This is a genomic window from Mameliella sp. LZ-28, assembly GCF_012274245.1.
GTDB lineage: Bacteria > Pseudomonadota > Alphaproteobacteria > Rhodobacterales > Rhodobacteraceae > Antarctobacter > Antarctobacter albus.
The window spans coordinates 127,860-152,346 of record NZ_JAANYX010000002.1 but is presented as its reverse complement, the minus strand read 5'-3'; the positions used below and the strand labels follow the sequence as shown (position 1 = coordinate 152,346).

General features: G+C 63.2%; 21 protein-coding genes. 5 read left to right on the top strand and 16 right to left on the bottom strand.

Annotation, left to right across the window (positions count from 1 at the left end; genetic code table 11):
* Positions 1-18: 18 nt before the first annotated feature.
* The 15 genes from G9Q80_RS01760 to G9Q80_RS01690 form a co-directional block, all read right to left on the bottom strand.
* Positions 19-354: a DUF1294 domain-containing protein gene (locus G9Q80_RS01760; protein ID WP_198550023.1), complete on the bottom strand. Its 336-nt coding sequence runs from the start codon at positions 352-354 to the stop codon at positions 19-21.
* Between the two features lie 17 nt (positions 355-371).
* Positions 372-653, bottom strand: coding sequence for an HlyU family transcriptional regulator (locus G9Q80_RS01755; protein WP_088716365.1), 282 nt, complete (start codon positions 651-653; stop codon positions 372-374).
* 4 nt (positions 654-657) lie between these two features.
* Complete coding sequence (gene rpoD, locus G9Q80_RS01750; protein ID WP_043144601.1) at positions 658-2,643, bottom strand: RNA polymerase sigma factor RpoD; 1,986 nt, start codon at positions 2,641-2,643, stop codon at positions 658-660.
* A gap of 125 nt (positions 2,644-2,768) precedes the next feature.
* Positions 2,769-4,724 carry a DNA primase gene (gene dnaG, locus G9Q80_RS01745; protein WP_088670351.1) on the bottom strand — a complete coding sequence of 652 codons (1,956 nt, stop codon included), beginning with the start codon at positions 4,722-4,724 and terminating at the stop codon, positions 2,769-2,771.
* Between the two features lie 52 nt (positions 4,725-4,776).
* The gene (locus G9Q80_RS01740; RefSeq protein WP_069208128.1) at positions 4,777-5,052 is read right to left on the bottom strand and encodes a hypothetical protein; all 276 of its coding nucleotides are present in this window, start codon (positions 5,050-5,052) and stop codon (positions 4,777-4,779) included.
* Positions 5,053-5,085: 33 nt separating this feature from the next.
* Positions 5,086-5,637 carry a sarcosine oxidase subunit gamma gene (locus G9Q80_RS01735; protein ID WP_088670350.1) on the bottom strand — a complete coding sequence of 184 codons (552 nt, stop codon included), beginning with the start codon at positions 5,635-5,637 and terminating at the stop codon, positions 5,086-5,088.
* The gene (locus G9Q80_RS01730) at positions 5,630-8,566 is read right to left on the bottom strand and encodes a sarcosine oxidase subunit alpha family protein (protein ID WP_088716364.1); all 2,937 of its coding nucleotides are present in this window, start codon (positions 8,564-8,566) and stop codon (positions 5,630-5,632) included. The genes G9Q80_RS01735 and G9Q80_RS01730 overlap by 8 nt, the downstream gene beginning before the upstream one ends.
* Positions 8,556-8,822, bottom strand: coding sequence for a sarcosine oxidase subunit delta (locus tag G9Q80_RS01725; protein ID WP_043144609.1), 267 nt, complete (start codon positions 8,820-8,822; stop codon positions 8,556-8,558). Before G9Q80_RS01725 ends, G9Q80_RS01730 begins: the two co-directional genes overlap by 11 nt.
* Positions 8,823-8,826: 4 nt before the next feature.
* On the bottom strand, positions 8,827-9,339 hold the full coding sequence (locus tag G9Q80_RS01720) for a hypothetical protein (RefSeq protein WP_088716363.1): 513 nt from the start codon (positions 9,337-9,339) through the stop codon (positions 8,827-8,829).
* A gap of 22 nt (positions 9,340-9,361) precedes the next feature.
* Positions 9,362-10,615, bottom strand: a complete 1,254-nt coding sequence (locus G9Q80_RS01715) for a sarcosine oxidase subunit beta family protein (protein ID WP_088716362.1) — start codon at positions 10,613-10,615, stop codon at positions 9,362-9,364.
* A 110-nt stretch (positions 10,616-10,725) separates the two neighbouring features.
* Positions 10,726-11,286: a TadE/TadG family type IV pilus assembly protein gene (locus G9Q80_RS01710; protein ID WP_210426125.1), complete on the bottom strand. Its 561-nt coding sequence runs from the start codon at positions 11,284-11,286 to the stop codon at positions 10,726-10,728.
* A gap of 5 nt (positions 11,287-11,291) precedes the next feature.
* Positions 11,292-11,828: a TadE/TadG family type IV pilus assembly protein gene (locus G9Q80_RS01705; RefSeq protein ID WP_043144614.1), complete on the bottom strand. Its 537-nt coding sequence runs from the start codon at positions 11,826-11,828 to the stop codon at positions 11,292-11,294.
* The gene (locus tag G9Q80_RS01700) at positions 11,825-13,660 is read right to left on the bottom strand and encodes a Tad domain-containing protein (protein ID WP_157903874.1); all 1,836 of its coding nucleotides are present in this window, start codon (positions 13,658-13,660) and stop codon (positions 11,825-11,827) included. The genes G9Q80_RS01705 and G9Q80_RS01700 overlap by 4 nt, the downstream gene beginning before the upstream one ends.
* Positions 13,661-13,828: 168 nt before the next feature.
* On the bottom strand, positions 13,829-15,640 hold the full coding sequence (locus G9Q80_RS01695; protein WP_088716360.1) for a TadE/TadG family type IV pilus assembly protein: 1,812 nt from the start codon (positions 15,638-15,640) through the stop codon (positions 13,829-13,831).
* Between the two features lie 192 nt (positions 15,641-15,832).
* Positions 15,833-17,287 (bottom strand): Glu/Leu/Phe/Val family dehydrogenase, encoded by a 1,455-nt coding sequence (locus G9Q80_RS01690; protein ID WP_069208119.1) that lies wholly within the window; start codon positions 17,285-17,287, stop codon positions 15,833-15,835.
* Between the two features lie 374 nt (positions 17,288-17,661).
* Here G9Q80_RS01690 and G9Q80_RS01685 point away from each other — a divergent pair, with 374 nt between their 5' ends.
* The 3 genes from G9Q80_RS01685 to G9Q80_RS01675 are packed head-to-tail and all read left to right on the top strand — an operon-like array spanning position 17,662 to position 20,789.
* The gene (locus G9Q80_RS01685; protein WP_198550022.1) at positions 17,662-19,695 is read left to right on the top strand and encodes a Tad domain-containing protein; all 2,034 of its coding nucleotides are present in this window, start codon (positions 17,662-17,664) and stop codon (positions 19,693-19,695) included.
* Positions 19,692-20,225, top strand: coding sequence for a TadE/TadG family type IV pilus assembly protein (locus G9Q80_RS01680; protein WP_069208117.1), 534 nt, complete (start codon positions 19,692-19,694; stop codon positions 20,223-20,225). Before G9Q80_RS01685 ends, G9Q80_RS01680 begins: the two co-directional genes overlap by 4 nt.
* A gap of 12 nt (positions 20,226-20,237) precedes the next feature.
* Complete coding sequence (locus G9Q80_RS01675; RefSeq protein WP_088716358.1) at positions 20,238-20,789, top strand: TadE/TadG family type IV pilus assembly protein; 552 nt, start codon at positions 20,238-20,240, stop codon at positions 20,787-20,789.
* A gap of 66 nt (positions 20,790-20,855) precedes the next feature.
* On the opposite strand, the gene G9Q80_RS01670 is transcribed toward G9Q80_RS01675, so the two are convergent.
* Complete coding sequence (locus G9Q80_RS01670) at positions 20,856-21,332, bottom strand: hypothetical protein (protein WP_069208115.1); 477 nt, start codon at positions 21,330-21,332, stop codon at positions 20,856-20,858.
* 182 nt (positions 21,333-21,514) lie between these two features.
* Here G9Q80_RS01670 and G9Q80_RS01665 point away from each other — a divergent pair, with 182 nt between their 5' ends.
* Positions 21,515-23,257: an alpha-amylase family glycosyl hydrolase gene (locus G9Q80_RS01665; protein WP_088716357.1), complete on the top strand. Its 1,743-nt coding sequence runs from the start codon at positions 21,515-21,517 to the stop codon at positions 23,255-23,257.
* 102 nt (positions 23,258-23,359) lie between these two features.
* Positions 23,360-24,487, top strand: coding sequence for a phage tail sheath family protein (locus G9Q80_RS01660; protein WP_088716356.1), 1,128 nt, complete (start codon positions 23,360-23,362; stop codon positions 24,485-24,487).

The following is a 24,487-nucleotide window of genomic DNA, read 5'->3' as shown; positions in this document are numbered from 1 at the left end:
ACCGTGGCGCCGGCCCGATTAACCCGTCAACGCGGCCTGCAGCCAGCTTCGACTGGACGGCATCGCCAGAAGCACTGCCAATGCCATGTGCAGCATGCAGATCACGTTCAGCACGAAAGCGAAAGGTTGCTTGGTCGTCTTGTGACGGAATACCCGCTGGCCGATCTTGGCACCGATGGAGCCTCCAACAGCTGCGAACGTCAGCAGCGTTCTCTCTGACAGGCGCCAGCGACCGCGTCGTGCGCGCGTCTTGTCCAATCCGAAGAGGCAGAACGCAAGCAGGTTCAAAAGTAAAAACGGGCCGGCAAGACCCCGAACAGAGCCCATTGCCCCAGCCATTGCGTCAAGGTTCATGCCGTCCCGGTTTAGCTTCAGTCGAACAGTCGAACGCCCATTTGGTCAATCATCTGTTTCGCCTTCCGGATAGAGGCCTCTTCGGCCTCATCCCGATCGCGGATCATGTCTGCACGGATCAACTGGTGCGTCCGGGGTTCACCGTTCAACTCGCCTTCGATCAGGGCACCAATGCGAAATTGGCCGCCTTCCGCCACCGGTTGCGGCGTGATCCGAAAGCCTTCGTATTCCACAGTCTGGGCGGCGGGCGTTTCCACCCCGCCGCCATTGCCACCAAACAGTCGTTTCAGAAACGACATATGCCTACTGGTCCAGGAAGCTGCGCAACTTGCGCGACCGCGACGGGTGCTTGAGCTTGCGCAGCGCCTTCGCCTCGATCTGGCGGATCCGTTCCCGCGTCACGCTGAATTGCTGGCCCACTTCCTCCAGCGTGTGGTCGGTGTTCATGCCGATGCCAAAGCGCATTCGCAGCACGCGTTCCTCACGCGGCGTCAGCGAGGACAGAACCCGAGTCGTGGTTTCCTTCAGGTTTTCCTGAATGGCGGAATCCAGCGGCAGGATCGCGTTCTTGTCCTCGATGAAATCGCCCAGCTGGCTGTCTTCCTCGTCGCCGATGGGCGTTTCGAGAGAGATCGGTTCCTTGGCGATCTTCATCACCTTGCGGACCTTTTCCAGCGGCATCTGCAGCTTTTCGGCCAGCTCTTCCGGCGTCGGCTCGCGGCCGATCTCGTGCAGCATCTGGCGGCCGGTGCGGACCAGCTTGTTGATCGTCTCGATCATGTGAACCGGAATACGGATCGTGCGGGCCTGGTCGGCGATGGACCGGGTGATCGCCTGACGGATCCACCAGGTCGCATAGGTCGAGAACTTGTAGCCGCGGCGGTACTCGAACTTGTCCACGGCCTTCATCAGGCCGATGTTGCCTTCCTGAATGAGATCAAGGAATTGCAGCCCGCGGTTGGTGTATTTCTTGGCGATCGAGATCACGAGCCGCAGGTTGGCCTCGACCATCTCTTTCTTGGCCTGCCGCGCTTCCTTTTCGCCCTTTTGCACCTGGTTCACGATGCGGCGGAATTCGCTGATGTCCAGACCGACGTATTGGCCGACCTGTGCCATGTCCGCGCGCAGTTCCTCGACCTTGTCCGAGGACCGGTCGATGAACATCTGCCAGCCGCGTCCGGATTTCTGCGACATGCGCTCCATCCAGTTGGGGTCCAGCTCGTGGCCACGGTATTCCTCGACGAATTCGCGACGGTTGATGCGGGCCTGGTCGGCCAGCTTCACCATCGCGCTGTCGATCGACATGATGCGCTTGTTGATCCCGTACAGCTGGTCGATCAGCGCCTCGATCCGGTTGTTGTGCAGGTGAAGACCGTTCACCAGCTCGACAATCTCCGAACGCAGCTTTTGATAGCGCGCCTCGTCGTCGGCTGAGAAAGAGCCGTCCTCGTTCAGGGTCGCCGAGATCCGGCTGTCCTGCATCTCGGCCAGTTCCTCGTAGTCGCGGGCGATACGGTCGAGCGTTTCCAGCACGCGCGGCTTGAGCGCGGTTTCCATCGCTGCAAGCGACATGTTCGCCTGCTCGTCGTCATCGTCGTCGTCTTCCTTGGCGATGGGGTTGCCGTCGGCGTCATACTCAGGCTCATCGCTCTTGGGCTTGGCCGAATTTTCGACGTTCCCGGTATCGACCACCGGCTCTTCGACCTCTCCATCCTCGCCCATCTGGCCCGAGAAGGTGGTTTCAAGGTCGATCACGTCGCGCAGCAGAATGTCCTCGGACAGAAGTTCGTCGCGCCAGATCGTGATCGCCTGAAAGGTCAGAGGGCTCTCGCAGAGGCCCAGGATCATCGTGTTCCGGCCCGCCTCGATACGCTTGGCAATGGCGATTTCGCCCTCGCGGCTCAGCAGTTCGACACTGCCCATCTCGCGCAGGTACATGCGCACGGGGTCGTCCGTCCGGTCGAGCTTTTCCTGCCCGCCCGAAGACAGCGCAACCTCGCCGGCCTTCTTGGTCTCGACCAGTTCGGTCGACCCCTTGTTGTCGTCCTCTTCCTGTTCTTCTTCCTCGGTGACCTGGATGCCCATTTCAGAGAGCATCGACATCACATCCTCGATCTGGTCGGACGAGACCTGATCGGGCGGCAGAACCTGGTTGAGTTGATCGTAGGTGATGTAACCGCGCTCGCGCGCTTCGGCGATCATCTTCTTGACCGCCGCCTGGCTCATGTCGAGGCTGATTTCCTCTTCCTGATCTTCGGACTTTACGTCTTCGTTGTCCTTGGCTGCCATGCGGCTCTCCTGATGAGGGGCTCGGGAACGGGGGGCGATTCGATAAACCGACTCATTAGCGCGATTCGGTGATTCGCACACCCGTCTAACCATATTTCTTTACCAGTTCGTCACCAATTCGCTGCTTATTTGCGGCTTTTGTCGAAGCGAATCTGTGACAGGAGCGAATCAAACGCACTGCGTTCCTCGCGGTCGATAGGGGCCCCGTTGGGGCCAATGTCATATTCGGCGTCATCCTCGTCGCGACGGCGTCCGGCCTGTGCGCGCACGCGCGCGGCCTCTGCCAGGCGCCAGGTCAGCGCCTCGTCGGCCCGCGCCTCGAGGTCTTCCTGGGCTTCCTTCAATTCCAGCTGCCAGCCATCCTGCGCGGCCAGCTTGGCCAGTTCCTCTGCAACCGTCAGCCGGGCAAGCTCGGCGTTTCCGGGTGCCCGGATACAGGGCACCACGGCCACATGGCGTCCGGACCGCAGGTTTTCAAGGGCTTCGGGGCCCAGCGCGGCCTCGACCACGTCCAGCATTCCGTCGCTGTCACCCAGACCACGCAGGATCGCGTCGCGCAGGGCGGCCAGTTCGCCGTCGGCACAGGCCATGTCCTCCAGCTGGCCTTCGAAATCCTCGGCAATCTCGGGCGCAGACAGGATTGCCGCCAGGATCACCTCCTGGCGCAACCGCCGCTCGCCCTCTTCTCCGCCAGAGGCCAGCAGCGATGCCTTGGCACCCGGGGTCGGCACGGCGGGAGCCTGCTGTTGGAAACGCCCCCCACCCCGAAACGGACGGTCTGGCCGGGGCGGTCGTGCCGGGCGGAAGGCGTGGTAGCGCAATTCCTTGAGCGCCTCGCCGTAGTGATGGCGTAACGTGGGGTCCTGGATCTTGCCGATCCGGCTCCGCAGTGCCTTGTCCAGCGCGGCACGGCGCTCGGGACTGTCCAGCACCAGCCCGTCGGTTTCCTGCCGCCAGAGCAGTTGCACCATCGGCAAAGCCCCTTCCAGCACCTTGGCCACCGCCTCTGGTCCCTCGGCACGCAGCAGATCGTCGGGGTCCTTGCCCTCGGGCATGATGGCAAAGCGCAGTCCCTTGCCCGCCTCCAGCAGCGGCAGGGCCAGGTCGATGACCCGATAGGCCGCGTTCAGGCCCGCCTTGTCACCGTCCAGCGCGATCACCGGCTCGTTGGAGACCCGCCACATCTGCTGGAGCTGCGGTTCGGTCACGGCGGTGCCCAGCGGGGCGACAGAAGCGGTGAACCCCGCCTCGCTCAGCGCGATCACGTCCATATAGCCCTCGGCCACGATCAGCCGCTGCCCCCGGCCCGCTGCCTCGCGGGCGGGCTTGAGGTTGAACAGGTTGCGCGACTTGTCGAACAGCTCGGTTTCCGGCGAGTTGAGGTATTTCGCGTTGTCGTTCGGATCCATCGCCCGCCCGCCAAAGGCGATGGCCCGCCCCCGCCCGTCGCGGATCGGGAACATGATGCGGTTGCGAAAGACGTCATAGGGCGCGCGCCCCTTGTCAGAGGCACGGACCAGCCCGGCCCCCAGCAGCAGGTCGACCTCAACACCCCGCCCAGTCAGCGCCTGGCGCAGGTTTTCCCAGCCGGGCGGGGCAAAGCCGATTTCCCAGCGTTCAAGCGCTGCCTCGTCCAGGCCGCGCCGCGCCAGGTAGGCGCGCGCTTCGGTCCCTGCCCCAGTCTTGAGCTGCAGACGGAAGAACCCCACCGCCTGTTCCATGACCTCGCTCAGCAGGGTCCGGCGGTCTGCCTTTTCCTGGGCACGCGGGTCCTGCTTGGGCACTTCCATCCCGGCCTCCTGGGCCAGGATCTCGATCGCCTCCATGAAGCTGACATTCTCTGTCTCGCGGACAAAGGAAATTGCGTCTCCCTTGGCGTGACAGCCAAAGCAATAGTAATAGCCCTTGCGGTCATCCACATGAAAAGACGCGGTTTTCTCATGATGGAAGGGGCACGGCGCCCAGAGGTCGCCCTTGCCCTGGTTCGATTTCCGATTGTCCCACAACACCTTGCGACCCACCACCTGCGAAAGGCTGGTGCGGTTGCGCAACTCGTCAAGGAATCCGGGGGGGAGGCTCATGCCTCTCAATATCGTTCAGCGATGCCCGGAAGCAAGGGCTCTCAACCGGCGATCAGAGTGCCTCGCATTGGGCACGCGCGGCCTTGCCCACGTCGGGGGTCAGCTGTGCCTCGGGCAGCAGAAAGATGAAATCCACCAGCTGCCCGGCAGCATCCTTGCCCATTTCCCGGGTCATGGTGCGGCGCACCTTTGACTTGCTGTCTCCGTCCAGGCGGGCCTGTACTGCCGTGTTGAACCAGGTCTCTGTCTGGACGCATTTGTCGGCGTCCTGCGCCACGGCGGTGGACGCTCCGAACCCGAGAACAGCGATCATGACCAATGCGCGCATGGCGGTATCCTTTCTGCCAGACTGAACTGGGTTCTAGCCCGCGGCCCGCCGCCCGGCAACCGAGGCCATGACATCGGCAATTTCATGCGCAAGCGTCCGCGCCATCGACCGGAAGCACATGATCTGCAGACCCTCGGCCCGTCGGCTGATCGAGACCGTCATGTGCTGGCAGAGCGTCCGAGCCGCGGAACCTTCGGGAAAGGCGGCCGGGCGCAGGTCGATGGGGACAAGGCGGGCCAGCACGTCTTCGGAATCCTCACCGGCCAGCAGGACAACCGCCCAGGCATCGGATTGGTCCGTCATGGCGGCATGGTCTGCCAGCGCGGGATCCGGGTCGGGCCCCATCAGGAACGCCTGGTCTCTTGCCGTCCAGAGACAGGTCGCGCCCTCGGTCTGGGTCACCCTGCCCGGCGCAGGAAACCCAAGCCCATGTGCGCGCTCCAGCGCCGCAGAGAGCGCCGCCCGCTGCCCACCGAACGGCATCAGAGAAGTGATCCGCCCCGGGTCCAGTTCGCTCAGCGTCACACTGCCCTTGCGCAGCGGCAACAGCCCACTGCAGGGCGCCAGAGCCGTCAGATCAACCACGCAACCGCCCTCCATCCTCGTCAAAGGCCACCGGATCGGTCACGATACAGGTCTCTTCGATGCCGCGGACATGATCCACCATCCTGATCTCCTCGCCATGCCGCGCGCGTCCGTTCCTGAGAAACCCCAGCCCCAGGAAAGTGCCCAAGGACGGCGAGAACCCGACCGAGGTGATATAGCCCAAATCGTTGACCCGCACCGCATCGGCCCCCTTGTCGAAAAGATGCGCCCCGGCAGTCAGCTCGCGCCCCGTGGTCACCGGCCTCAGGCCCACCAACTGTTCGCGGTCATCCTCGACCATGCCCGGGCGCGCGGCCAGCGCCTTGCCGATACAGTCCTTCCTGGCCGAGACCATACGCGCAAAGCCGATGTCAAAGGCGGTCGTGCGTCCGTGGATCTCTGCATGGGTGATATGGCCCTTCTCGATCCGCAACACGTTCAGGGCCTCCATCCCGTAGGGCCCGCCGCCCAGAGTTTCGGCCCGGCCCAGCAGTACCTCGAAAAGGCTGGCGCCATAGCGCGCGGGCACTGCGATCTCATAGGCATGTTCGCCGGAAAAGCTGATCCGGAACAGCCGCGCCGCCAGGCCACCGATACTGACCGGACCGCATTGCATGAAAGGAAAGCTGCCGTCGTCGATCGGATGGTCCAAGAGCCCGTTCAGCAACTCGCGCGACTTTGGTCCGGCCACGGCAAACTGGGCCCATTGCTCGGTGACCGAGATGAACCGAACATCCATCGCGCCACAGTAGGCCTGCCGCACCCAGTCAAGATGTTTCATCACCTCGCCCGCGGCGGCGGTGGTCGTGGTCATGACCCACTGGTTTTCCGTGAGTCGCGCGCTGGTGCCGTCGTCCATGACATGCCCGTCCTCACGCAGCATCAGCCCGTAACGCACGCGCCCCGGCTTCAGCGTCGAGAAGGTGTTGGTATAGACAAAATCGAGGAATGCACCCACGTCGCGCCCCTGCAGGTCGATCTTGCCCAGGGTCGAGACATCGCAGATGCCCACGCTCTCACGCACCATCTTCACCTCGCGGTCGCAGGCTTCGCGCCATGTCTTTTCGCCCGGTTGCGGGAAATAGGAGGGGCGATACCAAAGCCCCGCCTCCACCATCGGTGCGCCGCGCGCCACGCTGGCCTCGTGCGAGGTGGTGAACCGCTGCGGGGCGAACCCCTTGCCCTGCGACCCGGCCCCCATCGCGGCAATGGAAACCGGCACATAGGGCGGGCGAAAGGTTGTCGTCCCCGTCTCGGGAATGTCGCGGCCCGTGGCGTCCGCAAGGATCGCCAACGCCTGCACGTTCGAGCTCTTGCCCTGGTCGGTGGCCATGCCCTGCGTCGTGTAACGCTTCATGTGCTCAACGCTGCGATAGTTCTCGCGCGCAGCCTGCTTGACGTCCTTCACGGTCACGTCGTTCTGGAAATCCAGCCAGGCGCGGCCCTTGCCCGGCACCGCCCAGAGACGGCGCACATGGTAGGCCTCGTCCTCCGCCACCGGGATCACCGGCAGTTCGCCGCTGAATCCCAGCGCCTGCGCCGCCTCCCGCCCTGCCTCGGCGCCTTCGCGCAGGCAGGCCAAGGTAGAAAAGGTGCCGCGCGCGGCCCCGGCCACGGTCATCCCTGGCACCGCGCCCTCGCGCGGGACAAAACCCGCGATGCGGTCGTCCCAGACGGGTCGCCCGTTCAGATGGCAGGTCAGGCTCACGGCAGGGTTCCAGCCGCCCGAAACGCCCAGCGCATCGGCCTGCACCCGCTTGAACGCGCCCTGCGGCCCGATCAGGTCCACGGCCTCCAGCCCCTTGGCGCCATGCGCCCGCGCAACCTGCCAGCCCGGGTAGAACGGCACGTCCCCCGCCATGTTTTCCGCGTCGTGGCGACTGTCGACCAGAGCCACGACCTCCAGCCCTGCCAGATGCATGTCCCGCACCGTCCGATGCGCGTCATCGTTGTTGCCAAAGACCACCACCCGGCGCCCCGGCGCCACGCCCCAGCGGTTCAGATAAGCGCGCAACGCCCCCGCCATCATCACGCCGGGCCGGTCGTTGTCGCGAAAGGCGATGTGCCGCTCCAGCGCGCCGGAGCACAGTACCGCGCGCCTTGCCGCGATCCGCCAGAAACACTCGATGGGTGCATCGCCCGGATCGACCAGGTGCTGCGCGACCCGTTCCAGCGCCCCATAAGTGCCGCCATCGTAGGCGCCGGTCACGGTGGTGCGCGGCATCAGGCGGACGTTTTCCATCGTCGCCAGTTCTCCGGCCAGGGCGGTGGCCCATGTCGCGCCCGGATCGCCATCGACCGTCTCGTCCTCGGCCTGCAACCTCCCGCCGAAACAGCAATCCTCGGAGGCCAGGATCACCTCCGCCCCGGCCCGCGCCGCCGTCAGCGCCGCCATCAGACCCGCAGGCCCGCCGCCGATCACCAGCACGTCGCAGAAGGCATAGGCCTTTTCGTAGCGGTCAGCATTGGGTTTGCCCGACAACGCCCCCAGCCCGGCGGCCCGCCGGATCATCGGTTCGTAAAGCTTTTCCCAGAAGCTCTTGGGCCACATGAAAGTCTTGTAGTAGAACCCGGCCCCAAAGAAGGGCGCGGCCAGGTCGTTGACCCCTAGCACGTCGAAATCGAGCGAGGGCCAGCGGTTCTGGCTGACCGCCTCCAGCCCCTCGTAAAGCTCCTGCACGGTGGCACGGGTGTTCGGATCGGCCGCTGCGCCGCTGCGCACCGTGACCAGCGCGTTGGGTTCCTCGGACCCGGCAGTCAGCACCCCGCGCGGGCGGTGGTACTTGAAGCTGCGCCCCACCAGGCGCACGTCCGCCCCCATCAACGCCGAGGCCAGCGTATCCCCGGCAAACCCGCCGAAAGCCTTGCCGTCAAAGGTGAAATTCACCGGGCGGTTGCGATCCACCCGGCCCTTGCCGTCAATCCGCATCGACACGCTCCACCAGATCGACCGAAAACACCTCATGCGTGACCGTGTCACGCTCCACCACGAGCCAGGATGTGCACCCGGCCTCGTGATACCAAAGCTCGCGCGTGCGCCCTGCCGGGTTGTCGCGCAGGTGCAGCCAGTCGGCCCAGTCCTGCACAGGCGCGGCGGGATCGGGCCGCGCCAGCATCGCGGCATCGCCCTGGTAGTAGAACTCGCGCCGGTCACGGTCGCCGCATATGGGACAGGTCAATCGCATGGCGTCACATCCCCGAACAATCAGAGGCGTCTGCGCGGTAGAGCCGGTAGCTGACCCATTGGCCGGGGACCTCGGCCATGTCCATCACGCCCCCGCATTCACCGGTATTGCCGACCACCATGTACCGCGTCCGGAACACCATGCCCTGTGCATCCTGCTTCGTGACTTCCATCCGGCCGCCATCGCATTCGACCTGGCAGAGCGGCGCGCCACTCTCGGTGCCGCAGATCAGGAACTGCTGCAACCGTGCCCCAACCCAGGGCGCCCCCCGCGCATGGCCCTGGTTGGCGGGCACGACCTCGATCCGCGCCTCGCGCGCGACCTCGGTCATCCAGGGCCCGACCCAAAGCCGCACTGCCCGCACGACCTGTGCCGGCTGGTCCCGCAAATGCGCGTCGGAATAGAACCGCGTGTAACAGCCCGGGCGGATGTCCTCGGCCGCCACCGGCGCCGCCGCAAGGGCGACCATCCCCGCCAGCGCGATCCCTTGCAGCTTCTTCTTGGCCAAAATACCCATCTTCCGCCCTTTCGATCCGCGCCTAGTGCAGGTTGTGCTGCGCGCCCGTCCCTTCTTCGTCCATGATCCCGCGCCCGGTGCTGAACCGGTCAAGCCGGAACCGCGCTGCCGGTTCGTGGTGCCGATCCTGCGCGATCAGATGCGCAAAGGAAAATCCCGAGCCCGGCACCGCCTTGAACCCGCCGTAACACCAGCCGCAATTCAGGTAGAGGCCATCGATCCCGGTCCTGTCGATGATGGGCGAGCCGTCTGGCGACATGTCCATGATCCCGCCCCAGGATCGCAGAACCCGCGCCTTGCCGATCATCGGCATCAGTGTCATCGCCGCCTCCATCACGTGTTCCTGCATCGGCAGGTTGCCCCGCGCCGCGTAAGACGCGTAGAAATCCAGGTCGCCGCCAAAAACCAGCCCGCCCTTGTCGGACTGGCTGATATAGAAATGTCCCATGCCGAAGGTCACGACATGGTCGATACAGGGTTTCAGCCCCTCCGTGACAAAGGCCTGCAGGACATGGCTTTCGATCGGCAGACGCATGCCGGCAAGGCCCGCCACCTGCCCCGAGCGGCCCGCCACGACGATACCCACCTTCTTGGCACGGATCGCGCCGCGCGTGGTCTGCACGCCTGTCACGTGTCCGGCTTCGGTGTCGATGCCCGTCACCTCGCAGTTCTGGATCAGATCCACGCCGCGCTGATCCGCACCGCGGGCATAGCCCCAGGCCACCGCATCATGCCGCGCCGTGCCGCCGCGCGAATGCCACAGCCCGCCGTATATGGGGAAACGCCCGTTGTCGAAATCGAGATAGGGCACCTTTTCGCGGACCTGGTCGGGGGTCAGCAGCTCGGCATCGTCGCCCTGGTTGCGCATGGCATTCCCGCGCCGGGCAAAGGCGTCGCGCTGCCCGTCCGAATGGCAGAGGTTCAGCACCCCGCGCTGGCTCATCATGGTGTTGAAATTCAGCTCCTGCTCCATGCCCTCCCAGAGCTTCAGGGAATGGGAATAGAACTCGGAGTTTCCAGGCAGGCCATAGTTTGCGCGAACGATGGTCGTGTTGCGACCGACGTTGCCTCCGCCCAGGTAGCCCTTTTCCAGCACGGCGACATTGGTCAGTCCGTGTTCCTTGGCCAGGTAGAACGCGGTGGCCAGCCCGTGACCGCCGCCACCGATGATGACGATGTCATACTCGGGCTTGGGCGCGGGATCGCGCCAATGCGGGCGCCAGCCACGGTTGCCCGTCAGCCCCTGGGTCAGAACCTTCAAACCGGAAAAGCGCATCGCCCCCTCCAACAGTACCGGGGCGTAGCAAAGCAGCCTCGCCGCCCGGGATCAATTCCCCCAGGCGACGGAACATGACGTTTTCGTGCCTGGCGCAGGCGGCTGAGCGTTCAGCCGTCACTCCAGACAATCTTGGGGGCAAAGCGCGGTCGGGTGAAGCCGTAATTGTAGAACAGCCCCGCACCGGTCAGCCCGGGGATAGCAAAGGGCGGATCGTAATAGGTCTCGGTCTCGACCACGATCACCCGTTCATTGTGCAGCATGTGAGGCAGTTGATCGTACATGTCCGTCACCTGCGCCGTCTGCAACGCGCTGAAACTGCCCCGGGTCTGTGACCACTCGGCCTCGTAGGAGCCATCGTTGTCGTTGTAGCGGACCAAAGTCACCCGCAGGGAGGAATCTCCGCCCGGTCGCACGAGGAAATCCAGCAGTTCAATCATCCCATCCAGGTAGGAGGCGTCGATCGGGTCCGTCTCGCGCGAGATGGCGTCGGAGATCGTGTAGGCCGCCTTGGTATTCAGCGCCTTGTAACGGAACGCATCGTGCAGCGAAAAGGTCGCGGCCAGCACGAAGAGGATGAAAGGCAGCCAGATCAGGCTTTCCAGTGCGACGTTGCCCCGGGTGTCGGAGGAGAAGCGGCGCAGGTGACAAAGGATCGAAGAGCGGTTCATGGCACTTACCTCGGTTCCTGAACGAATGCGGATGTGGCGACCAGCTGCGCATAGCCCTGCGCGTCCTTGGGCAGGGCCATGCCAAATGAGGTGGTCGGCATGGCTGGCTTGTACTTCAGGCAGGCGCGCAACAGCATCAGCTGGTTGTCCAGCCCAGGCACGAAATTGCGGACCGGGCGCGGGTCTTCCTCGGCGTTGATGCAATCGGCGACCAGCGGAATGGCGGTAAAGTTGCGCGGGTCCACCTGCACCATTTCCAACCGCAGGTTCTCGGTGCAGCCGTCCACGATGACCGCCTCGTCGCAGATCTTCTGCCGCACTTCCTCGTAGGTGGGGATGGCGCCGGTGTTCAGCCGAATTTCCCGCGTCGCCAGATCCACCCCCCGTTCCAGCAGCGCGTGCCGCAAGTTCATGTAGCCCATCTCGACCGTTGCCGCGAGGATGAAGAAGAAGACCGTAAAATAGATCGAGAATTCGATCGTGCTCGACCCTTCTTCGTCGCGGCGGAACCCCTTGAGCATTTCAATCAGACGGTGGGTCATTGGATCAGCCTCAGGTTGTTGATCTGGCGCGCGATCGTATCGAAGGTCTCGTAGATCTCGGCGCCCTGGACGTGGAAGAAGTGACTGGCCGAAGAGGCGCAGGAGAGCATTTCGGCGGCTGCCGCGTCATCGGTTTCGAAGGCGATGGTGAACACGGTCACGCCACGTTGACGCGCCAGGTCACACTGCTTTTGCAGGTTGGTCTTGTTCGTGGACTGGAGCGCCAGATTGTAGTACGCACCCGCGCCCTGCTGCAGCAGTTCCACCTCACCGTTGACGGGGTCGCGGGGATCGTTCGGACGGAACTGGTCCGTCGTCTGGCCATCGGTCATCAGCACGATGTATTTCTCCGTCTCGGGGTCGTGCCAGTCGATCGGGCGACCTTCGAAACGCGCATCCACCAGGCCATTGGCGATCAGGTGGCTGACCTCGTCCCGGTTGGAGGGATCGAGCAGGGCCAGCCCGTACTTCATGCCATATTGGGTGCCCGTTCCGTCGTGCATCCGCATGTCCGCGATGAACTGCAACAGCGCGTCGCGGTCGGCAGAGTAATACTGCACGGCCATCTGCTCACCCGGACACCAGCCCCAGTCCATGACTTCTTCGTCGATCTCCCAGTGGTGGAAATGCGGGACATAGTCGTCGGACAATGGCAGTTCGGTGGTGTCGAACTCCGGGCCGTAGATCTCGACACAGGAGGAGGGCATGTTGATGTGGATCGGATCGTCGGCGCTTTCGTCTGTCGTATCCCCGCCGGCGGCCAGATCACCCATGTTCGGTGAAACGTAGGACTCTGTCCAGGCGGCATAGTCGATCGTGCCGTAGCTATAGGTGCTGCCGGGGATCTTGCCGCGGTTGCTGGTCGGGCCCAGGTCCGAGTCCGGCCCGTTCTGGTTGCCCTTGACCTGGAAATACCGCGTTCGCTGCGTCCCGCCCTTGATAGAGATGCCCAGGAACTGGCCGGGATCGCTCAGCTTGCTGTCGTGGGCAATCATGTAGGCCACCGCTCCACGATAGAAGTCATCGACATCTCGCGGGGCGATCTCGGGGAAATCTTCGATCTTGTGAGCGCGGTTGTAGATATCGTCGCCATCGGTGTCGAAGTAGATCACGATGTTCGAGATCGCCTGGTCCCACGGGGGGAAATAGTCACCGTCGTCGACCACCGGCTCTGGATCGGGAGTGGGTTCAGGATCCGGATCGGGGATGTCCGGGCGTTCGCCGCGGAAATAGTCGAAAAGGATGTCGCCCGGGTTAACCTGGCCCGCGAAGGGGACAAGGTTCAGCGTGGTCACGCCGTTGGTCTCATCTGTCATCACCTTGTGGACAAAGTTCTGCGCCGCAGGCTTGAGCCGAACCATGCGCTCGTTCCAGCGCATCGACCCCGAGATATCCAGCACCAGGCTGATTTCCACGTTTGCGATCTTTTCCTCGGCAACGCTCAGCGCCGGTGGCGTCAGGCTGTCATAGCCGCTCATCTTGAGGAAATAGGTGGGGATGGTGGTTTCCCCCCAGGCCTTGACCGTCCGGTGGTTGAGTCCCCAGTCGATCTGGGTGCCCAAAAGGACGTGTTCCATTCCGGCCTTGTCCATGTAGTCGCGGACAACCGCGTCCGAGGACAGGTATTGGTCAAGGTCCGCCGCGGCCAGCACGGCGCGGTCCATCTGCGTCTGCATCTGGGCACGTGTCGCTTCAAACCGCATGATGTCCACCGCAGCTCCGGAGATCACGAGGGTCAGCAGCAACATGAAGACGGAAAAAACCGTGACGTTTCCGTCTTCGGGTTTCAGAAATCGGCGCGTCCGTCCGTGTTTCGCTTGGCATAGGTCCATGACCATTCTCCCACTTCCACAGGCCCTTCTGGCCACGGTAGGGAATGGTTAACAAATGTGCCTGCATTGAGGCCGAAACCGGTACAGTATTGGTTTTTTTCCGTGTTTGTAGCGGCCTGGCATATCCAATCGGATAGGCCGCACTACCAATCGGCGTGGTTGAGGCCCTCATTGAATCAGCCTCAGATTGTTGATCTGACGAGCAATGCTGTCAAAAGCGTCGATGATCTCGGCACCGTGGACATGGAAGAAATGGCTGTCGGAAGAGGCGCAGAGCCGCATTTCCTCGGCAGCCGCGACCGATGTCTCGAAGGCGATGGTAAAGACCGTGACCCCCAGCTGTCTCGCCAGGTCGCACTGCTGGTAGAGGTGATCGAGGTTGGATGCCCGCCCGGTCCGAACGTGATAGCTGGCCGACCCCTGGTTCAGCAATTCCACCTCGCCATTGATCGGAGCGTAAGGATCGTTGGGACGGAACTGGTCGGTGACCTGGCCATCTGTCATCAGGACAATGTACTTTTCGGTCTCCGGATCGTCCCAGTCGATCGGGCGCCCCTGGAAACGCGCCTCGATCACGCCTTCGGAGATCAGGTGGCTGACCGCGTCGCGGGTTGTCGGATCCAGCAAGGCCAGCGCGTATTTCATTCCGAATTGCGCGCCCGTGCCGTCATGCATCCGGATGTCGTCGATGAACTGAAGAAGGCTGGCCGCGTCATCCGAGTAATACTGGATCGCCGTGTCGTCCTCGGGACACCAGCCCCAGTCCATCACTTCGGGATCTTCGTCCCAGTGATGGAAATGGGGAACGTATTCGTCCGAGACGGGCAGGTTGGAATTCGCAAATTCAAACCCGTCGATCTCGATACAGCTGGACGGCATGTTGATGTTGATCTCGACCAGGCCCTGCGCGGCGCCCGGACCATCGTAGGAGGTTTCCCATGTCTCGTAGTCGATGCTGCCATAGCTGAAGGTCGAGCCGGGGATCTTGCCATTGTTCTTGGTCGGACCAAGATCGGACGCCGGACCGTTGGAATCGCCGCGCACGGTGAAATAGCGCGTGGTCTGCGTACCACCCTTGATCGAGATGCCCAGGAACTCGCTGGACGAGCTGAGCTTCGAGTCATGCGCAACCGCATAGGCCGCCGCACCGCGAAAGAACGCGTCGACGTCCCGCGGGGCATCCTCGGGAAAGGACTCGATCTTGTGCGCTCGGTCAAAGATATCGTCACCGTCGGTGTCGAAATACATCACGATGTTCGAGATCGCCTGCTCCCACGGCGGGAAGAAATCCGGCGTGCCGCCTTCGGGCACCTCGGGTTCGACCACCGGGACAGAGGGCCGTTCGCCGCGGAAATACTCGAACATCTCGTCGCCCGGATTCACCGTGCCCGCGAAGGGGATCAGGTTCAGGGTCGTGACGCTTTCGGTGCTTTCCGACATGACCTTCTGGACAAAGTTCTTGGCCGCCGGCTTGAGGTTGTCCAGGCGCCCGTTCCAGCGCATCGACCCGGAAATATCCAGCACCAGGCTGATCTCGACGTTGGCGATGCGTTCCTCGGCAGTGGCCAGCGCGTTGGCAGGCAGGACATCCTGGCCGGACATGCGCAGGAAAAGGGTCGACAGGCTGGACGCCGCATCGGCGCTGACCGTGCGTTCGTTCACGCCCTGGGTAACGATGACACTGGTGACAAAGGCATCCAGCCCCGCCTTGCCGACGTAGTCGTTGACCACGAAGGTCGGATCCTGGAACTGGTCCAGGTCGGCGGCGGCCAGCACCGCGCGGTCCAGCGTCGTTTGCAGCCGCGCCCGGGATGCCTCTTGCCGCATCAGGTCGACAGAGGCGCCCATGATCGTCATGGCCAGCAGAGCGATATAGACTGAATAGATGGTGATGTTGCCGCTCTCGTCACGGACGAAACGTCCGATCGCGCTGGAGTCGCGCAGCAGGGCAGAACGTGACGGGAATACAAATCTTGCCATCTTGGGTCTCCGGTTTGGCCGCACGGCACGAAACCGGCGGAACGGGACCCGTTTTCGAGTAAGATTCGGTCAACCCTCCGGCCAGAAATGCGGCAGAAGAATGGCCTAACAAGATGATTTTCTACAAGTTCGGTCGGCATTCATCACAAAGGGCGACCGATCCGGCCGCCCTTTGCGCTGGAATTGCAGGGATCAGAGCCCCTTTGCGCGATAGCTGGCCGCAACCCGGCCGATGGCCACGATGAAGGCGGCGGTGCGCAGGTCGGAGACGTCCTCGCGGCTGTGCCAGACCTCGCTGATCGACTGGTAGGCGGTGCGCATGGTGTCATCCAGCCCCGAGCGCACCAGTTCCAGTTCATCCGCCCCGCGCAGGTAGCGCGCCTTGAAATCCGGCGTCATTGACCACTTGTCGCCAAGGTGATCCGACAGCCGTTCCAGTTCGCGCACGATCAGCTCGTGCCGGGCCTCTTCCTGGCGCCGCTGCATCCGGCCAAAGCGAATGTGGCTGAGGTTCTTGACCCATTCGAAATAGGACACCGTCACGCCGCCCGCGTTGGCGTACATGTCGGGAATGATGACAACGCCCCTTTCGCGCAGGATGTCATCGGCCCCGGCGGTGATCGGACCGTTTGCGGCCTCGATGATCAATGGCGCCTTGATGTTGTGCGCGTTGCCCAGGTTGATCACCCCTTCCAGAGCCGCCGGGATGAGGATGTCGCATTCCGCCTCCAGCACCTGCGCTCCATCGGCGGTATGATTGGCATCCGGATAGCCCGTCACACCACCATGACGGACGATCCAATCGCGCACCGCCTGCACGTCCAGCCCGTCGGGATTGAACAATGCGCCGTCCCTCTCGATGATCCCGGTGATCCGGGCACCGTCTTCCTCCTGCAGGAACTTGGCCGCGTGGAACCCGACGTTGCCAAGCCCCTGAACGACGACGCGCTTGCCATCCAGCGTGCCCGAGAGGCCCGCCCTAGCCTTGTCGTCGGGGTGGCGAAAGAACTCGCGCAGCGCATATTGCACACCGCGGCCCGTGGCCTCGGTCCGGCCCTGGATGCCGCCGGCATTCGTCGGCTTGCCGGTGACACAGGCATTGCCGTTGATGTCGGTGGTATGCATGCGCCGGTACTGGTCCGCGATCCAGGCCATCTCGCGTTCGCTGGTGCCCATGTCGGGCGCGGGCACGTTCTGCGAGGGGTTGATGAGATCGCGCTTGATCAGCTCGTAGGCAAACCGCCGGGTGATCTGTTCCAGCTCGTGCTCATCGTATTGGCGGGGATCCACGCAAAGCCCCCCCTTCGACCCGCCGAACGGCGTTTCGACCAGGGCGCATTTATAGGTCATCAGCGCGGCCAGCGCCTCGACCTCGTCCTGGTTGACCTCGGGGGCGAAACGGATGCCGCCCTTGACCGGTTCCATGTGTTCGGAATGCACCGAGCGATAGCCCGTAAACGTCTGGATCTTGCCCCGCAGCCGCACGCCGAAGCGAACCGTGTAGGTGGCGTTGCACACCCTGATCTTTTCCTCCAGCCCCGGCGGCAGGTCCATCAGCGCAACCGCGCGGTTGAACATAAGATCGACTGACTGTCTGAAGGTCGGCTCATTGGACGGCACGACGGGCCGCTCGGTAACGACGGACATGGGTTTCCTTCCTTTCCAGTGTCCGCGCGGGGCGCGCTGCACCCCGCGCGCATGGCTCCTCTTGACGGGAGCACGCGGGATCAGCCTAGCCCGGCATGGCCTGTGTCCCAACCCCGGATTTGTCCGAGTCGCCCGCGGCGCCTGCTAAAGGCACCTGCAAGGCCGCCCACAACCCAAAGGGGACCATCGTCGGCAAGGGTGAAACAATGCCCACAAGTTGCTCCGCACTGTCCAGACAACTCTCTAGAATTCAACGAAAACTCAATTCTAACTGCCCAAGTTTGGCCATTTTGAAATGGCATAAAATTGTCATCAAAACTGATCCGTCCACGGTTTCTGGGGCTGCCGTGACGACCCGGTTGAAAGGTGTCCGAATGTTTAGATCAACCACCAGCCTCACGGCGATTACGCCCTGCGGCAAGGGCCTGCGGGACAGGCTCCGCCACTTTGCCACAGACACGTCCGGCAACATGTCCTACCTCGCGATCGTCGGATCGCTGGTCATGATGATCTTCGGCGGTGTCGGCGTCGACATGATGCATGCCGAACTGAAGCGCACCAAGGTGCAGAACACGCTCGACCGCGCCGTGCTGGCCGCTGCCAACATCGAGAACGTGCAAGCGCCCGAGATCGTTGTCCGCGATTATCTGACGGTCATGGGCCTGGGCGATGCGCTGACGTCGGTTCAGGCCGAACAGGGTTTGTCTTCAAAACGTGTGGCTGCAATGGGCGAGGCTTCGATCCATTCGGGCTTCATGTCCCTGATCGGCGTGAACTCATTGGATGCCTCGGGACTTGCCGCAGCCGAGTATTCCAGTTCCAACCTGGAAATCTCGATGGTGCTCGACGTGTCGGGGTCGATGGCCGGAAACAGCAAGATCGACAACCTGCGCAACGCTGCACAGGAATTCGTAGACATCCTGATGCCCCCCGGGACCGAAACCGGGGTTTCGATCTCGGTCGTACCTTACAACGCCACCGTGAACATGGGTACGACGGTGTCGCAATACTTCACCCTGGACCGCCAGCATCACCATTCAGCTTGTGCCGAGTTCTCTGCGGCTTCCTTTGCAACAACGGCGCTTTCACCGGAAACACCGCTGGAACAGGTCGGCCACTTCGACCCCTATTCGCGCTCGACCATCGGAGGCTATACCCCCTACCAGTGGTGCCGCGACGGCGAAAATGCCGCGATCCTGCCGCATAGTTCAGACGCCACCCAGTTGAAGACGCAGATCGGCGCACTTGAGGCCTGGGGCAATACGGCGATCGACGTCGGCATGAAATGGGGCACCGCGCTGCTTGATCCTGCTGCTCGTCCCGCAGTCCAGGCTATGGCTGGCGATGGCCTTGTCGCCGTCTCGAATGCCTCGCGCCCCGTGGATTTCGACGTGAACAACACGGTGAAATACATCGTCGTGATGACAGACGGAGAAAACACCACGCAATACGACCTGCCCGACAACATGAAGGATCCTGGCGCGATGACCGGCGTCTGGGTCAATACCAAGGGCACCGAGACCTTTGCCGACGATGACTACTCGGTGCGCCTGGAACGCTATAGAACCGGCAGCGACATCACCAACTATTTCCCGACCTATTCGCAGGACATTTCGAACATCGTGTTCTACTTCGACACGAACAACGACGGAATACAGGATATCGCGCACAAGATCGAAGGTTTCCCGAATGGTGGACCGAAGGACCTTGACGATTTCCTGGAAGGTGCGATCGCGACCCTGATCGCAACGGATGGGAATCTGACCGACAGCGCGCATTTCATGGGCGCGTCGATCAAGGCCGGGAACACCTCCCTGTATTACGGAGTGAACGACGATACCAATGGCACTCTGCCCGACGTCGGACCGACCATGAACCACGAGACGATCCCGGGCAAGACACACAACTACTCGACCTTCGACTTCACGAGCTGGTCAACCGGAACCGAGATCGCGAAATACTACTGGACCCGCACTGGCAACGACTGGTCAGAGCGTTATCAGTCCACGGTCGACGGGCTTGGCGGCAATCCTGATCACATCCACGAGCTGAATTACACCGAACTCTACGACCGTTTCGGCACGCAGGCGGCCGCAAGCCACCTTTTCTCGCAGCCGGTCAACCACGGTTACATCAGCAGTGCGCGCTACTGGACGATTTCGCAACCTTACGAGGTCGTTGCGGGCCCAAACAGCGCCGATGCGCGACTGGATGCGATCTGCGACTCCGCCAAGGCGCAGGGCATCGTGGTCTTTGCCATCGGTTTCGAAGCCCCCCCGCGCGGTCTGGAGGCCATGGCGAACTGCGCTTCTTCCCCCGCGCATTTCTTCGACGTCAACGGCACCGATCTGCATGACACTTTCGCAGGTATCGCACGCACCATCACCCAACTGAGGCTGACCCAATGACCCGCGCATCCTTTCCCGCCCTGCGCCGCTTCTGGTCCGACGAGGCAGGCAACGCGGTGGTTCCCTACGCCCTTTGGGTTCCGCTGTTCGTGGCGATCATCGTCTCGGCGGTCGAGATCGGAATGATCACCGTGCGCCATACCCAGCTGGAACGCGCGCTCGACCAGTCCGTGCGCGATCTGAAAATCGGCGTGACCGCGCCCAGCCACGACGTGCTCAAGGCGGCGATCTGTGCCAAGACCACCGTCCTGCCCGGCTGCACCGAGACGCTACAGCTGGAAATGATCCCGCTGAACATGCGCAACTACGTCGAACCACCGGCCTCGGCCGATTGCGTCGATGTCAGCCAGGAGGCGACACCGCAACGCAGTTTCAGCCACGGTGGCGGAGGCCAGGTGATGTTCCTGCGCGCCTGCTACAAGTTCCGTCCGCTCACGCCCGCCTCGACGCTGAACGCCAGCCTGCCCAAGGACGCCGAAGGCTATACCGCCATCGTGTCGACCTCTGCCTTTGTCTACGAGCCCAGCTGAGGAGATCCAGCCATGCGCCTTCCCTCTTTCCTTTCGCGCTTTGCCCGCGACTCTCGTGGCTTCGTCAACGTCGAGGCGGTCATCGTCTTTCCCGCGCTGCTGTTCCTCTTCGGTGTCGGATGGACCTATTTCGACGCCTTCCGCCAACAGGCCGTCAACCAGAAGGCAAATTACGTCATCGGCGACATGCTCTCGCGCGAGACCGAGGCGATCACGCCGGATTACCTGACCAATGCCCGCCACCTTTTGCGCCACCTGACCAAAACCGGCGGCGCCGACAGCGACCTGCGCATCACCATCGTGCAGTACAGCGACAGCTATGGCGGATGGCGGGTCAGCTGGTCTCAGCAGCGCGGCGACTATCCCAGCCTCTCCAACGCGGATCTCGCGGCCTATACAGACAAGCTGCCGTCGGGCGTGAACGGCGAACAGCTGATCCTGGTCGAGACCTGGGACAGCTACAGCCCGGTGTTCAGCGTCGGCCTCGATGCCTTCGAGATCCGAACCTACAGTTTCACGCGCCCGCGCTATGCGCCGCAAGTCGTCTTTGAGCAGCCGGCCTGATTACCCCAAACGGCTGCCCGAAAGGCAGGGGGCCGCGGCATCTGCCGTGGCCCCTTCGCTGTCTGGTCAGCTGTTTCTCTGACTCAGCAGGTGGATCATGATATCGGCCACCGGTTTGGTCTGAGAGGCCGCAGTGACGCCACCGATAGCCACCCTGCGGCCCAGCCGCCACCACAGGCCCAGCCGCCAGACGCGGGACCCCGGCTCCTTCAGGATGATGATGAACCCGTTCGACGGCTTCATCGCGAACATCCCCCGGTCGACCTTTTCGATCTCGTCCAGACGGGCCACCACGGTGCCGTCGCTGTCGGTCAGCGCGTCTTCGGTCAGGATCAGCGAATGCCCCGTGGCCTGCCACATGACCTGACCCGCCCAGAGCGCCCCGGCACCCAGCGCGATCAGCACGACCTTCCAGCCCAGCGCCATTCCCGCCGTCATGAAGGCCATCCACAGCATCAGGCCACCCAGGCCCAGCATCGAGACGACCCCGATCACCCGGCGCGATGCGGATGTCGTGATGCGTGCCAGTTCTTCCTCTGCCATCTCCGGGCCTCCCGCGGTTGCGCCGTTCCGTCCTACTGTGGGTCCGACCCGGGGGAAAGCCCCCAGCCCGCCCAACATCCGTGCAAAAGGTCTGAAATCGCGCCACTTTCGGCGCGTGCCGCTTCCAAGGTCGGGCGCGACGGGATTATATTGGAAGCATGACCACAGCCGGACCATCCGCGATGACGCCGCCCGCACAGCTTTCCAACCGCCTGCGCGCCCTGTTGATGCGCATCTATCCCGACCGTGACACCGATGAACTGACCGCCCAGGTGATCGAGGCCTTCTGGCCGGAAAGCGCCTCGGCCCGCAAGCGTGCGCGCAAGCCGGGCAATTCGCTCTGGTCGCAGAAAGACGCGGTGCTGATCACCTACGGCGACAGCCTGATCGACGGGGTCTACAAGCCGCTGGACCTGCTACGCGACTTCCTCGGCAACTACATGCCGGGCGTGGTGAACGGCGTGCATATCCTGCCCTTCTTTCCCTTCACCTCGGACGACGGCTTTGCCGTCACCGATTACCGCAAGGTGAACCCGACGCTGGGCGACTGGCCCGACATCAGCCGGATCGGCGCGGAATGGCACCTGATGTCCGACCTGGTTCTGAACCATGTCTCAAGCCAGGGCACCTGGTTCAACGCCTACCGGCAGGGCCAGGAACCCTACGACAAGTTCTTTTACGAAGCCTCACCCGAAGATGACCTCTCTGCCGTGGTCCGCCCCCGCACCACGCCGCTCTTGCAGGAGGTCGAAACCTCGAACGGGCTCAAGCATGTCTGGTGCACCTTCAGCCATGACCAGGTGGACCTGGATTTCCGCAACCCCGAGGTGCTGCTGGAGATCATCCGCATCATCCGGTTGCACGTCGATGCCGGGGTCAAAATCATCCGCCTGGATGCCGTGGCCTTCATCTGGAAGGAGCCGGGCACGCCCTCGATCCACCTGCCCAAGACACATGCCATCGTGCAACTCTTGCGCGTGCTGGCGGATTTCGCTGCCGAGCCGATCGTCCTGCTGACCGAAACCAATGTCCCCAAGACGGAGAACCTCAGCTATTTCGGCCAGTTGAACGAGGCCCACTGGATCTACAATTTCCCGCTGCCGCCCCTGATCCTGCATGCGATGCTGGCCGGCGACGCACGGGCGCTGTCGAACTGGCAGCGGGCCATGCCCCCGGCGCCGCAAGGCTGCGCCTACCTCAACTTCTCGTCCAGCCACGATGGTATCGGGATGCGCCCCGCCGAAGGTCTGCTGCCGGACGAAGAAATCGCCCAGATGATCAAGACCGTGCAGGCCACTGGCGGCCTTGCCTCGATGCGGGCGCTGCCCGGCGGCGGCACGGCGGTCTACGAGCTGAACACCACCTTCTTTTCCGCCATGCAGCGCACCTACAAGGGCGAGGACGGGCTGCAGGTGGATCGTTTCATCTGCTCGCAGACCATCGTCATGTCGCTGGAGGGCATCCCCGCCTTCTACATCCATGCCATGCTGGCGACGGAAAACGACCTGGAGGGGGTGGCGCGGCGCGGCATGAACCGGGCGATCAACCGGCATCGCTGGAACTACCCGGAACTGCGGGACAAGCTGGCCGACCCGGACAGCAACCAGTCCCGCGTTCTGACGGCCCTGTCGGACCGCTTGCGGCTGCGCACGAAACAACCGGCCTTTCATCCAAACGCGACCAATTTCACGCTCTCCGTGGATGACAGGGTCTTTGCGGTCTGGCGTCAGGCACTGGATCGCAGCCAGTCGATCTTTGCCCTGCACAACGTCTCTGCCGAAGAGGTGGACCTGCCGCCCAAGTCGCTGAACCTGATTGCGGACGAGGAATGGATCGACCTGCTGTCGGGCGAGACCCTGCACCCCGAAGAGGACGGCGTGACGCTGGCCCCCTACCAGTGCCGCTGGATCACCAACAAGGCGTAAACGCCGGATGCGCACAGCGGCGGTTTCATGCTAGGATCGCGTAATAGTTGTGTCACGCCCGCCGATCCGCAGGGCTGCGCGGCATTGGCGAAAGGAAGCGACATGGCAGAGTACAGGCGGCCCGGCGTCTACATCCAAGAAGTCGGCTCCGGCGCCCGCCCGATCACCGGCGTCGGCACCTCGACTGCTGCCTTCCTGGGTGTCGCACCGCAAGCCGATGCCCACCTGCGCAAGCCCGTCTTCGTCACGTCCTGGCCAGGCTTCCAGCGCCGTTTTCAAGGTGACGGTCAGGGCAGCACCCCGCTGTCGCTTGCCGTTGACGGGTTCTTCCAGAACGGCGGTGCGCGGCTTTACGTCGTCAACCTGGGCCAAGACACAACGACCGTCTCGGCGGATGACCTTGCGACCCTGTCGGCGACGGAAGGCATCAGCCTCATCGCCGCGCCCGGCTTCACCGACGCCGACAGCGTCGAGGCCATCCTTACCGACTGCGAGACCCGAAAGGACCGTTTCGCCGTTCTGGACATGGCCGAAGGTGGAGCGATTGCCGACCTTGCCCGCACGCAGGATCAAGGCGGCCTGCGCCCCCGCAATGTGGTGCAGGGTATGGCAGCGGTCTATGCCCCCTGGATCGAGGTCCGCGACCCCGAGACCGGGGAAATGATCGCCTGTCCCCCGTCCGGCCATATATGCGGGGCCTACGCGGGCAATGACTCCACGCGCGGCGTCCATCATGCCCCCGCTAATCTGCCACTCCGCGGGGCACTTGGGCTTTCACGTCTGTTCACCGATGCCGATCAGGACATCCTGGCCCCGGCCTGCGTGAATGCCATCCGGCAATTTTCCGACGGGATCCGGATCTGGGGCGCGCGCACCCTGACGGGGGCGGACAGCGAATGGCGATACGTCAATATCCGCCGGTTGTTGACACTGATCGAACTCTCCATCCAGCAAGGCACGCGATGGGCCGTCTTCGAACCGAATGACGACACCCTTTGGAAATCCATTCGCCGCGACGTCTGGGAATTCCTGAACATGCTCTGGCGCGACGGGGCCTTGATGGGGTCTTCAACCCAAGAGGCGTTCTTCGTCAGATGCGATGCCACCACCATGACTCAGGCCGACCTCGACGCGGGCCGGCTGATCATCGAGATCGGCGTGGCCCCGGTCAGACCTGCGGAGTTCGTCGTGATCCGGATCATGCAAAACACCTCCGACTCCGAGGTCTGA

Excerpts from the sequence above, each read along its gene's own strand:
- G9Q80_RS01725 (WP_043144609.1), bottom strand. The coding sequence starts at position 8,822 with ATGCGATTGACCTGTCCCATATGCGGCGACCGTGACCGGCGCGAGTTC.
- G9Q80_RS01660 (WP_088716356.1), top strand. The coding sequence starts at position 23,360 with ATGGCAGAGTACAGGCGGCCCGGCGTCTACATCCAAGAAGTCGGCTCC.
- rpoD (WP_043144601.1), bottom strand. The coding sequence starts at position 2,643 with ATGGCAGCCAAGGACAACGAAGACGTAAAGTCCGAAGATCAGGAAGAG.
- G9Q80_RS01760 (WP_198550023.1), bottom strand. The coding sequence starts at position 354 with ATGAACCTTGACGCAATGGCTGGGGCAATGGGCTCTGTTCGGGGTCTT.
- G9Q80_RS01665 (WP_088716357.1), top strand. The coding sequence starts at position 21,515 with ATGACGCCGCCCGCACAGCTTTCCAACCGCCTGCGCGCCCTGTTGATG.
- G9Q80_RS01715 (WP_088716362.1), bottom strand. The coding sequence starts at position 10,615 with ATGCGCTTTTCCGGTTTGAAGGTTCTGACCCAGGGGCTGACGGGCAAC.
- G9Q80_RS01695 (WP_088716360.1), bottom strand. The coding sequence starts at position 15,640 with ATGGCAAGATTTGTATTCCCGTCACGTTCTGCCCTGCTGCGCGACTCC.
- G9Q80_RS01670 (WP_069208115.1), bottom strand. The coding sequence starts at position 21,332 with ATGGCAGAGGAAGAACTGGCACGCATCACGACATCCGCATCGCGCCGG.
- G9Q80_RS01755 (WP_088716365.1), bottom strand. The coding sequence starts at position 653 with ATGTCGTTTCTGAAACGACTGTTTGGTGGCAATGGCGGCGGGGTGGAA.
- G9Q80_RS01675 (WP_088716358.1), top strand. The coding sequence starts at position 20,238 with ATGCGCCTTCCCTCTTTCCTTTCGCGCTTTGCCCGCGACTCTCGTGGC.
- G9Q80_RS01705 (WP_043144614.1), bottom strand. The coding sequence starts at position 11,828 with ATGACCCACCGTCTGATTGAAATGCTCAAGGGGTTCCGCCGCGACGAA.
- G9Q80_RS01685 (WP_198550022.1), top strand. The coding sequence starts at position 17,662 with ATGTTTAGATCAACCACCAGCCTCACGGCGATTACGCCCTGCGGCAAG.
- G9Q80_RS01740 (WP_069208128.1), bottom strand. The coding sequence starts at position 5,052 with ATGCGCGCATTGGTCATGATCGCTGTTCTCGGGTTCGGAGCGTCCACC.
- G9Q80_RS01690 (WP_069208119.1), bottom strand. The coding sequence starts at position 17,287 with ATGTCCGTCGTTACCGAGCGGCCCGTCGTGCCGTCCAATGAGCCGACC.
- G9Q80_RS01680 (WP_069208117.1), top strand. The coding sequence starts at position 19,692 with ATGACCCGCGCATCCTTTCCCGCCCTGCGCCGCTTCTGGTCCGACGAG.
- G9Q80_RS01720 (WP_088716363.1), bottom strand. The coding sequence starts at position 9,339 with ATGGGTATTTTGGCCAAGAAGAAGCTGCAAGGGATCGCGCTGGCGGGG.
- G9Q80_RS01730 (WP_088716364.1), bottom strand. The coding sequence starts at position 8,566 with ATGCGGATTGACGGCAAGGGCCGGGTGGATCGCAACCGCCCGGTGAAT.
- dnaG (WP_088670351.1), bottom strand. The coding sequence starts at position 4,724 with ATGAGCCTCCCCCCCGGATTCCTTGACGAGTTGCGCAACCGCACCAGC.
- G9Q80_RS01700 (WP_157903874.1), bottom strand. The coding sequence starts at position 13,660 with ATGGACCTATGCCAAGCGAAACACGGACGGACGCGCCGATTTCTGAAA.
- G9Q80_RS01710 (WP_210426125.1), bottom strand. The coding sequence starts at position 11,286 with ATGAACCGCTCTTCGATCCTTTGTCACCTGCGCCGCTTCTCCTCCGAC.